Raw genomic sequence first — 12647 nt, 5'->3', positions numbered from 1 at the left:
GCCCGGGGGGCGGGCTGGGCACGTCCGCCGGGACGATGGGGATCCCGCCGGTTCCGGCCGACGAGTTCGCGGGGATGGCCGAGGTGGTCATCGGGCAACCTCAAGGTTGTAGGTGGCCTGGTACAGCTGGACGGGGACGGTCTCGTCGGGGATGCCGGCGGAGTCGAGCACCTGCCCGAACCGGATGGCCTCCTCGTCGAACAGCATCCCGATGCGGCTGCGCAGGTCGGCGCGGGCCTTGGCGCCCATGCCGCGCAGCGACTCGGCGCCGAACAGGGCCTTGAGCAGCCGCTGCGGGACGGCGCTGTTGCCGCCCTCGACGGCCACGTCGGACGTGCCGTAGCCGAGCAGGCCGATCATCAGGACGAGGGAGACCGCCTCGGTGTCGAACGAGACGAGCTTGGCGACCGAGCGCTTGGTGACGCCCTCGGTGCGGATCAGCTCCTGGACGTGGTCCTGCCAGGAGCTGACGGCCCGGGTGACGCGGCGCGCCAGCTCCGGGGAGACGTGCGCGAGCTCGGCGTCGGTCCCGGCGAGGACCTGGCGGCCGGACGGGTGGTCGCGCCAGCGGGCGATGACCTGCTCGGCGCCGTGCTCGGCGGACGCCATGATCAGCGATTCGAGGCCGGCGCGCAGCGCGGCCTTGAGGGCGCGGACGCGGGCGGGGCTGCGGCGGTTGCGGCGCACGGCGGCGCGGCCGCGGCGCCCGCGCTGGACGTGCAGGGACTTCAGCAGGTCGCCGGTGCCGGCGAAGTCCTGCCAGCGGGCGAGGACCTCGCCGCGCAGCAGGGAGCCGTTGCGGGTGGCCTCGTCCAGCTCGGCGAGGGCGGTGCCGTAGCCGGCCTCGACCTCCCGGGCGAGCTCGGTGCGCTGCTCCACCTGCGCCTCGACCTGCCGGGCGAGTTCGGGGACGCGGGTGCGGAAGCTGTCCAGGACGGCGGCGAGGGTGTCCTCGATGACGATCTCGCGGTCCTCGGTGTCCTCGGCGACGCCGGTCAGCCAGGCGCGGATGCCGGCGACGGTCTCCTCGGGGAGGCGGCTGTTCTCGATGCGGGTCTCGGGGACGGTGAAGCGGCGGGCGTCGCCGACCTCGTGCTCGTCCAGCATCTCGCCGAAGTGCTCGACGACCTCGGCGCCCTGCGGCCCGGCGCCCTGCGGGACGCGGGACAGCACGACGCCGATGGTGGCGCCGTTCTCCTTGGCCCGCTGGAGCATCTGCCACACCTGGGCGTCGGCGTAGCGGGCGGCGGTGGTGACGCACAGCCACAGGTCGGCCGCGGCCATGAGCTTGGTCGCGAACTCGTAGTGGTCCTCGAAGACGGAGTCGAAGTCGGGGCTGTCGAGCAGCGCGAGGCCGGGCGGGAGGACGTCGCTGCCGATGATGACCAACTGGTCACCCGCGATGGCGTCGGGGGCCGGGCCGCGGACCCGGCCCATGCCGGGCAGCAGCGGCCCCTCCATGAACCAGTCGACGTGGTCGGGGTGGCACACCAGGATCGGGCTGCTGGTGGTGGGCCGCAGCACCCCGGTCGCGCTCACCCGGGAGCCGACGAGGGTGTTGACCAGCGTGGACTTGCCCGCGCCGGTGGATCCGCCGAGCACCACGAGCAGCGGCGCGCCGGCGGCCTGGATGCGCGGGAGGACGTAGTCCTCCAGCTGGGCGCGCAGCTCGTCGCGGGCCTCGCGGACCTCCTGGACGCCGGGGACGTCCAGCAGGAGGTCGAAGGCGTCGAGCTGCTCGCGGAGCGCGGTCAGCGCACGGATCAGCTCGCCCTGGCGCACCGTGCCGGCGCCGGGCTTGACGGTCCGGCGGCGGCCGCGCCGCGCCCTGGCGTCGCCGGCCCCCTTGGCCGCGCCCTCCTCGGCGCCGTCGCCCGGCCCGTTCTCCGGCCCGTTCTCCGGCCCGGTGGCCGGCTCGTCTCCGGCGCCCTTTCCTGACGTCTCCTTCTCGCGCACCTCGTCCTCTTCGCGCGCGTCCTGCCCGCGCGCCTCCTCCTCGGGGGCGGCGTCGCCGCCGGGGACCGCGGAGTTCTCGCCTCCGCGTCCCGGACCGGAGCCGGCCTGCTCGTCGTGGACCGCGCTTCGCTCTGCCGGGGGTGTCACGGATCCCGTCCCATGTCGGCTCGAATCATGTCGATCTCTCGTGCCACGTCGACCACATCGCCCACGACCACGATCGCCGGGGGGCGGATGTCACCGGCGGCCATCGCGTCGGCCACCGTGCCCAGCGTCGCCGTCAGCGACCGCTGGCCGGGGAGGGTGCCATCCTGGATCACGGCGACCGGCGTGCCGGACGACCGACCATAGCGCATGAGGGCCGCCGCGATCAGCGCCATCCGCTCCACCGCCATGAGCAGGACGATCGTGCCGTTCGCGCGCCCCAGCGCCGCCCAGTCGACGGTCGAGTCGGGGTGGCCGGGGGGCACGTGGGCGGAAACGACGTGGAACTCCTGCGCCACGCCCCGGTGGGTGACCGGGATGCCCGCGGCGGACGGCACGGCGACCGCGCTGGTGATGCCGGGGACGACCGTGACCGGGACGCCGTGGCGGGCGCAGTACAGGGCCTCCTCGCCGCCGCGCCCGAACACGAACGGGTCGCCGCCCTTGAGCCGGACGACGAACCTGCCCCGGCGGGCGTGCTCGACCAGGTACTCGTTGATGCGCTCCTGCGCGACCGTCCGCCCGTAGGGGATCTTGGCGGCGTCGATCACCTCGACGTCGGCGGGCAGCTCGTCGAGGAGCCCGCCGGGGGCGAGGCGGTCGGTGACGACGACGTCGGCCATGGCGAGCAGCTGCCGGCCGCGGACCGTGATCAGGCCGGGGTCGCCGGGACCGCCGCCGACCAGGGCGACTCCGGCGGGCTTGCTCCGGGAGTGCCGGGATTCGAGGGAGCCGTCGCGCAGCCCCTCGACCACGGCGTCGCGGATGCCCGCCGCGCGCCGCGGGTCGCCGCCGAGCAGCACGCCCACGGTCGCGTCGCCGGCGTGCCCGCTCGCGGGCGTCCAGGCCGGCGAGGACTCGGCGTCGTCGGCGCGGACGGCCCAGATCCGGGCGGCGTCGGCCTCGGCGACGACGTCGCCGTTGACCTTGGAGTCGTCGGTGACGGCCTGCACCAGCCAGGCGCCGGCGCAGTCGCCGGGCTCGTAGCCGCGCCGGTGCCAGGTGATCCTGCCGCGTTCGGCAAGGCCCTCAAGGGATGGGGTGACCTCGGGTGAGACCAGCACCACCGACGCGCCCGCGTCCAGGAGGGCGGGCACGCGGCGCTGGGCGACCCGCCCCCCGCCGACGACGAGGACGCGTCGCCCGCCGAGTCGCAGGCCGAGCAGGTACGGGGGCACGTGGTGTTTCTCTCGATCGGGTAGGCAGTCGGTTGCGGTACTGGCGGGTGTGCGGTGCTGGCAGGTGTCGCGGTGCTGGTAGGGGACGTGCGGGGGCGGCTTGCGGACGCCGGGGTCGGACACGTGTTTTCAGTGAACAAAGGTACTCGGCTTCACAAGTGCATGGAGAGGGCCTCCGTGCAGTCGATAGCCGAAGGTGACTCATTCCGTGATCATTTAGTTACGGGGCACGGCGTCCTTGCCGCTCACCCCGGCGGAGTCGAACGTGGCGACCTCGTGCAGCACCCGCACCGCGCCCTGGACCAGCGGCAACGCCAGCAGCGCGCCGGTTCCCTCGCCCAGCCGCAGCTCCAGGTCGACCAGCGGCCGCAGTCCGAGCGCGTCGACGGCGGCGGTGTGGCCCGGTTCGGCCGACCGGTGCCCGGCGACGCAGGCGCCGAGGACCCGCGGGCACAGCGCGGCGGCCACCAGGGCGGCGGCGCCGGCGATCACGCCGTCCAGGACGACGGGGACCCGCAGCGACGCCGCCCCGAGGACGAATCCGGCGATCGCGGCGTGCTCCAGCCCGCCGACGGCGGCGAGGACGGCGAAGGGGTCGGCGCCGTCCCCGGCGGGCAGGCCGTGCAGGGCGAGGGCCGTCCGGACGACCTCGACCTTGCGGGCGTGGGTGGCGTCGTCGATCCCGGTGCCCCGGCCGGTGACCCGCTCGGCCGGCAGGCCGGTGAACGCGGCGATCAGCGCGGCGGACGCGGTGGTGTTGGCGATCCCCATGTCCCCGGTGACCAGGCACGCCGCGCCGTCCGCGACCAGGTCGCGCGCGATCTCGATCCCGACGCCCATGGCGCGGCGGGCCTCCTCGGCGGTCATCGCCGGGCCGCGCGTCAGGTCGGCGGTGCCGGGGGCGACCTTCCGCCGGATCAGCCCGGGGGCCGCGTCGAGGTCGGCGGCGACGCCGACGTCCACGACGCTGACCGCGGCGCCGACCTGGGCGGCGAACGCGTTGACCACGGCGCCGCCGGCGAGGAAGTTGGCCACCATCTGGGCGGTCACCTCCTGCGGCCACGGCGTGACGCCCTGGGCGTGGACGCCGTGGTCGGCGGCGAACACGGCGACGGCGGCGGGCTCGGGCATCGGCGGCGGGCACCGCCCGGCCAGCCCGGCGAGCCTGACCGGCAGCTCCTCCAGGACGCCGAGGGACCCGGGCGGCTTGGTGAGCCGGGCCTGGTGGTCCCGTGCGTCGCGCATGGCGGCCTCGTCCGGCGGCGCGATGGAGGCGATGGTCTGCTCGATCAGGTCCACGGTGTCCTCTCGGTCGGCGCTTCTCCAGGCCGTCTCTATAGGCCCTTGCTCAGATTCCCAGCTCGCCCAGCACGTTCAGCAGCGCGTCGTTGGCCGGCCGGTCGCGCACCGCGATGCGCAGCCAGTCGGGCCCGAGCCCTGGGAACGTGTCACCGCGCCTGACGGCGTAGCCGCGCTGCCTGAGCAGCGCCCTGATCCCGAGTGCGTCGGGCACGCGCAGGCACAGGAACGAGGCGCGCGCTTCAGGGACGACGTAGAGGCCGCGCGCGTTCAGTTCCGCTGCCAGCCGGTCGCGTTCGGCGGCGAGTTCCACGGCCCACGCCTCTGCCTCGGCGACCGCCTCCGGCGTGGAGCACGCCTCGACGGCGACGAGCGCGGGCGTGGACACGGCCCACAGCGGCTGCGCCTCCGCGAGCCGTCCGATCAGGTGGGGGTCGGCCAGGACGTACCCGGCGCGCAGCCCGGCGAGGCCCCACGTCTTGGTGAGGGAGCGGATGACCACGACCCCCGCGGGGAGCCGGGTGGCGAGGCTCTCCGGCTCGCCGGGGACGCAGTCCATGAACGCCTCGTCGACGACGACCGTCCGGCCGGGCGCGGCCAGCGCGGCGACGGCGCCGGCCGGGTGCAGGACCGAGGTCGGGTTGGTGGGGTTGCCCACCACGACCAGGTCGGCGTCGGCGGGGACGGCGGCGGGATCGAGCGTGAAGTCCTTGGTGAGGATCACCCGTTCCACGGCGTGCCCGGCGGCGCGCAACGCGGCTTCGGGCTCGGTGAACTGCGGATGCACGACGACGGCCCGGCGCGGCGTCAGCACCCGCGCGAGCAGGACGAACGCCTCCGCGGCGCCGGCGGTGAGCAGCACCTCCCCGGCGGCCCGGCCGTGCCGCCGCGCGACCGCGCGGCGCGCCGGGCGCGGATCGGGGTAGCCGGCCAGGTCGGCGACCGACGCCCGGATCCGCTCGGCCAGCCACGGCGGGGGCGTGCCGGTGCGGACGTTCACGGCGAAGTCGGCGAGCCCGCCGCCGACCTCGGCGTCGCCGTGGTGGCGCAGGTCGACCTCGTCCGGGTCGGCGGGGCCGGGGATCACCGGTGCCCCGTCTCGTCCGCGTACAGCAGGGCGTTGAGGGCGGCCGCGGCCACCACCGAGCCGCCCTTCTCGGAGGCGTTGCTGAGCTGCGGCAGCCCGCTGGCGCGCAGCGCCTCCTTCGCCTCGCAGGCGCCGGCGAAGCCGACCGGCACGCCGATGACCAGCGCGGGGCTCACCCGGCGGGCGATGATCTCGGCGATCGCCTCCGGGGACGAGCCGACCACCCAGACCGCGCCCGGCCCGACCTCCGCGTAGGAGAGCCGGACCGCGGCGGCCGAGCGGGTGATGCCGGCGGCGCGCGCCATCCGCGCGGCGGCCGGGTCGGCGATGTGGCAGACCGGCTCCCGGGCGGTGATCCCGGCCGCGACCATGCCCTCGTCGGTCACGATCGGCGCGCCGCCGCGCAGCGCGGCCCAGCCCTGCCTGAGGTACTCCTCCATGGTGACGAGGTCCACCGCGTACTCCAGGTCGGCGGTCGCGTGGATCACCCGCTCGGTGACGGCCCGCCACAGCGGCGGCATCGGGGACAGGTCGACGCGGGACCGCAGGATCTCGTACGACCGGACCTCGATCGGGTGGGGTTGCCGGACGGTCAAGTGCGCCTCCTGCTTCGCTTCCAGGCCGGACATAAGGGTGGCACGGCCTAACGGAGGTTACGCCCCCGTGCCGGGCCCTCCGGGCTCACCGGGCTCACCTGGCAAGGGGGAGAGCGTCTCGATGGCCCGGCCGGTCCGGGCCGGGCGGCGGCCGGGGACGTGGGCGTCCCGGCCGCCCCAGACGACGACCACGGGCTCCTCCGGCGGGCCGTCCGGGTCGAGCGGGCTCGCCTGGAGCCGGACGGCCTCGGCGGTGAAGCCCTGCTCGGCCAGCACGTCCAGGGCGGCACGGGCGTCGTCGACGGAGGCGACGGTGACGAGGCGGGCGGGGCCGAGCGCCGCGCAGGTGCGGACGGCCTCGGCCGCGGCCCGTCCGGTGAGTCCGGGTCCGACGAACACGGCGTCGGGTCTCGGGAGGTGGCCGGCGGTGGGGCGCACGTCGCCGGAGGCCATGGCGACCTTGACACCGTGCAGCCGGACGCTTTCGCGGATCCGCTCGCACGTCGCGTGGTCGCGGTCGACGGCGACCACGGCGGCGCCGAACCGCGCGCATTCGATGGCGACGGAGCCGTCACCGGACTCCACGTCCCACACCATGTCGCCAACCCTGGGTCCGAGCTTGGCCAGGACGAAGGCGCGCACGTCCGGACGCAGGCCCGGCCCCTCGCCGAACGCTTCTGCGGGCAACGCCCACCCGGCAGGGGTCGGGGCAGGCCCGGAGAGCCAGCCCTGCTCCCCCAGCGCGTGCCGGTTGTCCAGGACGAGCACGACCTCGGGGTGGTTCCAGGGACGAGTGGTCGCCTCCGCCGGACGAACGTAGACGACACGTTCCCGAGGCCCGTCCAGGTTCTCGCACACGACGAACGACCGCGGCGTCACCGGGAACAGCGCGCGCGCCAGTTCCGCTGGCCCCGCCCCAGGCCCGGTCAGCACAGCCACCTTGGGGTGGGCCCGGCACGCGTTTACGGCCCGCCGCAGGTGCCCGTCCCTGGCGGAGACGACCAGTGCGTCCTCCCAGGGCAGCCCCGCTTGGGCGAAGGCCCGCGCAACCAAGGGCGCGGCCGGCACGGTGTCTGGCGCTTGCCCCTGTTCGAGCAGTGTTCGCAAGATGCCGAAGTGGCCAGGATCGCCGTTAACGACGAGGACGACGTCCTGGTCCGACACATCGACGCCTTGCAACGCGCCCGGCAGGTCGTCGGTGGCGACCGTGCGCGCACCGGGCGCCAGCGGCAGGCCGTCCAGGAGACCGGGTTCGCCCATCACCAGCGCCGCGTTCTCCACGGCCTCGCGTGCCGCTTCGCTCAGCGGAGACCCGTCGCGGCCGATGACGGTCAGCATCGCCCGCCCGATCGCCTACGCACCGGGAGCCCCGGCAGCACCGGCAGCACCGGCAGCACCGTCCACCTACCGGGCCATCCGCCCGAACATGCCGACCATCCGCTCCCCCGCGGCGTCGACCAGCACCACCTGCGCGGCGACCGGGCTGACCGCCGAGCCGGCGGCCTCGGCGGCGAGGCGCTCCAGCTCCCCGGCGGTGCGGCGGCACAGCTCCCGGCCGCACGGCCCGAGCTTTCCGGCGGCCTCCCAGAGTTCGTAGGCGTCCCGGGGCGTCGCCGCCCCGGCCACCTCGGCGGCGAGGGCGGCTCCGCCGTCCATGTCGAGGGTGATCGATTCGAGGGCCCCGGGGTCGTCGAGGAACGCGACCTGCTCGGCCACGCCGGCGACCAGGACGACCTGCTCAAGCCCGTCCTTGACCGCCGCGCGCAGCGCTGCGGCGCCGACCGGGGCGAAGCACGCGTCCGGCGGCTTCGGCATCATCCGCCGGGCCGCGTCCCGCGCGCCGTCCCCGTACATCACGAGCGTTCGATCATCAGCGGTCACTGGGGCCGTCCCTCCTCGTCCTGGGTGACGAGCCTTGCGGAGACGCCGCCGGAGCGCCGCCACGGCACGCCGGACGCCGCCGATCCCGGCCGCGGATCGGTCGCGATCCGGCTGAAGACGATCATGTCCTGGTTGACTCCGGCGGCGTCGCGCTCGGCGCCGCGTGCGATGCCCTCGCGGGTGTACCCGGCCTTCTCGGCGACGCGGACGGAGGCGTGGTTGGTGACCATGGCGCGCAGCTCGACGCGGAACAGCCCGCACTCGCGCAGCGCCCATTCGGTGACCAGGGACAGGGCCTCGGTGGCGTAGCCGCGCCCCCGCACGTCCCGCCGCATCCCGTAGCCGACCTCGCTCGTCAGGTGGTCCCAGCTGACCTTGAACAGCCCGATGGTGCCGAGCAGGCCGCCGGTGGCGCGGTCCGTCGCGGCCAGGTGGATGCCCAGGCCGAAGCGCTGCACCTTGTGGACGCCCTCCCGCAGGAACCAGGCGATGGGCTCGGCCTCCAGCACGCCCGGGAAGTTGGGCGGGAGGAAGTCCTCCTTCTCGCGGATCGCCGCGATCAGCCCGGGGGCGTCGTCGAGGCCGAACGGGCGCAGCACGAGCCGCTCGCCCTCAAGGCGGACGCTCTTCTCGAAGGCGTTCACGCGCGCTCCCCTCCGCAGGCGTCGGCGAACCTGCTCGCGGCCCGGGACGATTCGCCCCAATGCAAATGAAGGTAGGACGTAACGCACCCGCCCCGCACGAACCCCACCGGACCGGATCCGGCCCACTGCCCCACGCCGGTGTCCGCGCCGGTGTATACGCGGCCCCTTCCGGTGAGCACGGCCGAACAGCATAGGGTGTCGACGGTGAGCTACCAGCGCCTGGCCCCGGATGAGCGGCGCGCCCAGATCCTGAACGTCGCCCGGCGGATGTTCACCGAACTCCCCTACGCCGAGGTCTCCACCGCGGCGATCGCCCGCGAGACCGGGGTCCAGCGGGGCCTGATCCACTACTACTTCGGGACGAAGCGGGAGCTGTTCCTCAAGGTCGTCCAGGGGCTGACGGCGTCGGCCGCGCTGCAGGTGCCGCCGGTGGACGACCGGCGCACGCTGCCCGAGGCGGTCGAGCTGTGCGTGAACCTGTTCCTCGACACGGCGGAGCGCAACGCGACGACGTGGTTCGCGGCGCTGGACGCCGAGGGGTTCGGGCAGGACCCGGAGCTGCTGCGGATCGTCAACCGGTTCCGCGACGAGGCGGTCGAGCACATGCTCGCGGTGCTGCGGGTGCCGGAGCCGTCCGAGACCCTGCGCGCCGTCCTGCGCACCTATTCGGGGCTGGTCGACGCGGCGACCCGGCAGTGGCTCCAGGAGGAGACGCTCGACCGCGAGCAGGTGCACACGCTCCTCGCGCGGTCCCTGCTCTCCCTGGTGAGCGACATTGGTCCTGCGCTGGAAAAGGAATCCGCCCGGAATTAGGGACCGCCCCGGAAATGAGCCGGGCCGCCCCGGCGAAATCCGGCCGGGCGGCAGGCCGGGCGACAAGGCCGGGGATAAGGCTAGGAAAGAACCGCCGTGGCGCCGGGAACGGCGAACCAGACGGCCTTGCCGCGGACGGGCGGCCCCAGCCGCGACACCGTCCGCCGCATGCCCCACCGCTCCCCCGACAGCTCGCGGACGATGCTGAGCCCGCGCCCGCAGTCGCCGGACGTCCACGAGTAGCCGGGCAGGGCCGCGTCGGCGTGCGTGTCGAAGACGGCGCAGCGCACCTCGCCCGCCTCGTCGGCGGGGCCGCCCGCCACGTACAGCCACAGCTCGTGGGGGCCGTACTCGCCGGCGTGCTGGTGCGCGTTGGTCGCGAGCTCGCTCACCATGAGCTGCGCGTCGGCGATCACGTCGCGCGGCACGCCCAGCGAGGCGAGCGCGTCGCGCAGGACGGCGCGGGCGTGGCTCGCGCATCCCGGCCCGCCGGGCAGGGCCCACACCCAGCCCGGCATGGGGCCCGCCGGGGCGCGGGCGTCCCCGGTGGCGGCGTCCCCGGTGGTGGCGGCCACCGCGTCCGCCGTGGTCTGGGGCGTGAGATCGGCTGGCGTGCTCTGCACGGGGGTTCCTCCCACGGTCGGCGTGCCTGACGCGACCGGCCCTGCACATTACGCAGAGTCCGCGACCCGTCACAGAACACAGCGTGTCTTGAGAATCTCACGATCGCAAGTGTCTTCACACAATTGCTTCAGCCTTTCCGCCGGGTTCGTCATTCGCGTTGTGGCGGGCGCCGAGAGTGGTAAGACTCCACTCCCATGACCTACCGCCCCACCGTTCGTGGCCGTCGCCTGGCGCGGGAGCTCCGCAAGCTCCGCGATGAGCAGGGCCTGACCCTGCAGGAGGTGGCCGACCGGCTCGGCTGGTCGCGAGCCACCGTCTCCCGCCTCGAAACGAGCCAGACCCGCCCGAAGCCGGGTGACATCGCCGACATCCTCGACCTCTACGGCGTGCCGAGCCCGGACCGCGACGCGCTCATCACCCTCGCCCGGCATGCCGGCCAGCGCGGCTGGTGGACCGCCTACCAGGACGTCTTCACCGGCAGCTACGTCGCCCTGGAGGACGAGGCGTCGCACATCCGCACGTGGGACCCCCAGCTCGTGCACGGGCTGCTGCAGACCGAGGACTACTCGCGCGCAGTGATCACGGCCGGCCGGCTGCTGCCCGCCCAGGAGGACATCGAGCGCCGGATCTCCGCCCGCAAGATCCGGCAGTCGCTCCTCGACCGGGAGAACGCGCCGCGGCTGCAGGTGATCTTCGACGAGGCGGTCCTGCACCGGCCGATCGGCGGCGGGAAGGTGATGCGCGCGCAACTGGACGCGCTCGCGACCGTCGCGAAAACCCGCCCAACGGTGTCGATACAGGTACTTCCGTATGCGGCGCAGGAGCATGCGGGCCTTGATGGGCGATTCACCATATTGTCGTTTCCAGAGCTCGCGGACCCCGATATCGCCTACGTAGAGGGGACCATGGGCGACGTTTACCTTGAGAGCGCCGAGGCAATAGCAAAGCACAGGGATCGCTTCCAGCGGATCGAGGAGGCGGCCCTGTCCCCCGAGGATTCCGCGCACCTCATCGCCGAGGCAGCAAGGAGCAGCCTGTGACCAACCTGCAGCGCGAACTGACCGACGCCCCCTGGCGCACGTCCTCCCACAGCGGGAGCGGCGACCAGTGCGTCGAGGTGGCGCCACTGTCCGCCGACCTGCGCGCGGTGCGCGACTCCAAGGACCCCGCCGGACCGGCGCTGGTGCTGACGCCGGCCGCCTGGCGGAACCTGGTGAGCGCTCTCAAGGAGAGTTAGCGGTGAGCGGCCGGGGGTCGCGGCGGCCACGCCGCACCCCCCGGCCCTTCCGGGAAAATAGAACCTGTTCTAGTATCGCGGTGCGTCGACAACCGGAGGGTGCTACGTGACCGCGGAACTCAAGCTCGGCATCAACGTCGGCTACTGGCAGCGCGAGGTGGACGACCAGACCGAGACGGTGCTGGCCGCCGAGCGGTGCGGCTACGACTCGGTGTTCACCGCCGAGGCGTACGGCTCGGACGCCTTCACCCCGCTGACCTGGTACGCGGCCCGCACCTCCCGGATCAAGCTCGGTACCGCGGTCGTCCAGCTCTCGGCGCGGACCCCCGCGGCGACCGCGATGCACGCGCTGACGCTGGACGCGCTGTCCGGCGGGCGGCTGATCCTCGGGGTCGGCGCGTCCGGCCCGCAGGTCGTCGAGGGCTGGTACGGGCAGCCGTTCCCCAAGCCGCTCGCCCGCACCCGCGAGTACCTCGACATCGTCCGGCAGGTGTGGCGCCGCGACGCCCCGGTGACCAGCGAGGGCCCGCACTACCCGCTGCCGTACCCGGGCGGCGCGGAGCTCGGCAAGCCGCTGAAGTCGATCGTCCACCCGGTCCGCCCGGAGATCCCCGTCTACCTGGGCGCCGAGGGCCCGAAGAACGTCGCGCTGTCCGCCGAGATCGCGCAGGGCTGGCTGCCGCTGTTCGTCGACCCGCGGCAGATCGACACGGTGTTCGGCGCGTCGCTCGCGGGCCGCCCGGACGACTTCGAGATCGCCGCGACCGTCACCACGATCGTCACCGACGACCTGGAGTCCGCGCTCCAGTTCGCCAAGGTCCCGCTCGCGTTCTACATCGGCGGGATGGGCGCCCGCGACCGCAACTTCCACCTCGACCTGATCGGCCGGCTCGGCTACGCCGAGGAGGCGGCGCGCGTCCAGGACCTCTTCCTCGCCGGCCGCCGCGACGAGGCGATCAAGGCCGTGCCGGACGAGCTGGCCGACTCGATCTCCCTGCTCGGCCCGATCGGGCGGATCAAGGAGCGGCTGCAGCTCTGGCGCGACAGCCCGGTCACCACCCTGCTGATCGCCGGCGTGCGGGACGAGCCCACCCTGCGGGCGATCAAGGAACTCGCCGACTCCTGACC

The 12647-nt window shown here is 74.2% G+C and carries 13 protein-coding genes; 4 read left to right on the top strand and 9 right to left on the bottom strand.

The genetic code is table 11. The annotated features are described in order from the left end of the window. Positions 1–87 precede the first annotated feature (87 nt). The 8 genes from E1200_RS24075 to E1200_RS24040 form a co-directional block, all read right to left on the bottom strand. Entirely contained in the window at positions 88–2103 is a 2016-nt protein-coding gene (locus E1200_RS24075; protein ID WP_243708795.1) for an AAA family ATPase, read from the bottom strand. Beyond that, positions 2100–3338, bottom strand: coding sequence for a uroporphyrinogen-III C-methyltransferase (gene cobA, locus E1200_RS24070; RefSeq protein ID WP_131954344.1), 1239 nt, complete (start codon positions 3336–3338; stop codon positions 2100–2102). The genes E1200_RS24075 and cobA overlap by 4 nt, the downstream gene beginning before the upstream one ends. 216 nt (positions 3339–3554) lie before the next feature. Then, positions 3555–4637 carry a nicotinate-nucleotide--dimethylbenzimidazole phosphoribosyltransferase gene (gene cobT / locus E1200_RS24065; protein ID WP_131954343.1) on the bottom strand — a complete coding sequence of 361 codons (1083 nt, stop codon included), beginning with the start codon at positions 4635–4637 and terminating at the stop codon, positions 3555–3557. Positions 4638–4686: 49 nt separating this feature from the next. Then, entirely contained in the window at positions 4687–5724 is a 1038-nt protein-coding gene (gene cobC / locus E1200_RS24060; RefSeq protein WP_131954342.1) for an Rv2231c family pyridoxal phosphate-dependent protein CobC, read from the bottom strand. Beyond that, positions 5721–6320, bottom strand: a complete 600-nt coding sequence (locus tag E1200_RS24055) for a precorrin-8X methylmutase (RefSeq protein ID WP_243708794.1) — start codon at positions 6318–6320, stop codon at positions 5721–5723. Before E1200_RS24055 ends, cobC begins: the two co-directional genes overlap by 4 nt. 57 nt (positions 6321–6377) lie before the next feature. Continuing rightward, on the bottom strand, positions 6378–7658 hold the full coding sequence (locus E1200_RS24050) for a bifunctional cobalt-precorrin-7 (C(5))-methyltransferase CbiE/decarboxylating cobalt-precorrin-6B (C(15))-methyltransferase CbiT (RefSeq protein ID WP_131954340.1): 1281 nt from the start codon (positions 7656–7658) through the stop codon (positions 6378–6380). 66 nt (positions 7659–7724) lie between these two features. Beyond that, positions 7725–8201: a hypothetical protein gene (locus E1200_RS24045; protein ID WP_131954339.1), complete on the bottom strand. Its 477-nt coding sequence runs from the start codon at positions 8199–8201 to the stop codon at positions 7725–7727. Then, on the bottom strand, positions 8198–8845 hold the full coding sequence (locus tag E1200_RS24040; protein ID WP_243708793.1) for a GNAT family N-acetyltransferase: 648 nt from the start codon (positions 8843–8845) through the stop codon (positions 8198–8200). The genes E1200_RS24045 and E1200_RS24040 overlap by 4 nt, the downstream gene beginning before the upstream one ends. A gap of 204 nt (positions 8846–9049) precedes the next feature. Between E1200_RS24040 and E1200_RS24035 the strand changes: the two genes are divergently transcribed. Next, complete coding sequence (locus E1200_RS24035) at positions 9050–9658, top strand: TetR/AcrR family transcriptional regulator (protein WP_131954337.1); 609 nt, start codon at positions 9050–9052, stop codon at positions 9656–9658. Positions 9659–9738: 80 nt separating this feature from the next. On the opposite strand, the gene E1200_RS24030 is transcribed toward E1200_RS24035, so the two are convergent. Next, positions 9739–10281: an ATP-binding protein gene (locus E1200_RS24030; RefSeq protein ID WP_131954336.1), complete on the bottom strand. Its 543-nt coding sequence runs from the start codon at positions 10279–10281 to the stop codon at positions 9739–9741. 195 nt (positions 10282–10476) lie between these two features. Here E1200_RS24030 and E1200_RS24025 point away from each other — a divergent pair, with 195 nt between their 5' ends. The 3 genes from E1200_RS24025 (at position 10477) to E1200_RS24015 (ending at position 12645) form a co-directional block, all read left to right on the top strand. Beyond that, positions 10477–11322, top strand: a complete 846-nt coding sequence (locus tag E1200_RS24025) for a helix-turn-helix transcriptional regulator (protein ID WP_131954335.1) — start codon at positions 10477–10479, stop codon at positions 11320–11322. Beyond that, positions 11319–11519, top strand: a complete 201-nt coding sequence (locus E1200_RS24020) for a DUF397 domain-containing protein (protein ID WP_131954334.1) — start codon at positions 11319–11321, stop codon at positions 11517–11519. Before E1200_RS24025 ends, E1200_RS24020 begins: the two co-directional genes overlap by 4 nt. Positions 11520–11625: 106 nt before the next feature. Beyond that, positions 11626–12645: an LLM class F420-dependent oxidoreductase gene (locus E1200_RS24015; protein WP_131954333.1), complete on the top strand. Its 1020-nt coding sequence runs from the start codon at positions 11626–11628 to the stop codon at positions 12643–12645. Positions 12646–12647: the final 2 nt, after the last annotated feature.

This window comes from Actinomadura sp. GC306 (genome assembly GCF_004348665.1).
Classification (GTDB): domain Bacteria; phylum Actinomycetota; class Actinomycetes; order Streptosporangiales; family Streptosporangiaceae; genus Spirillospora.
Note: the sequence above shows the minus strand (reverse complement) of the source record. Positions and strands in the feature narration are given on the sequence as shown.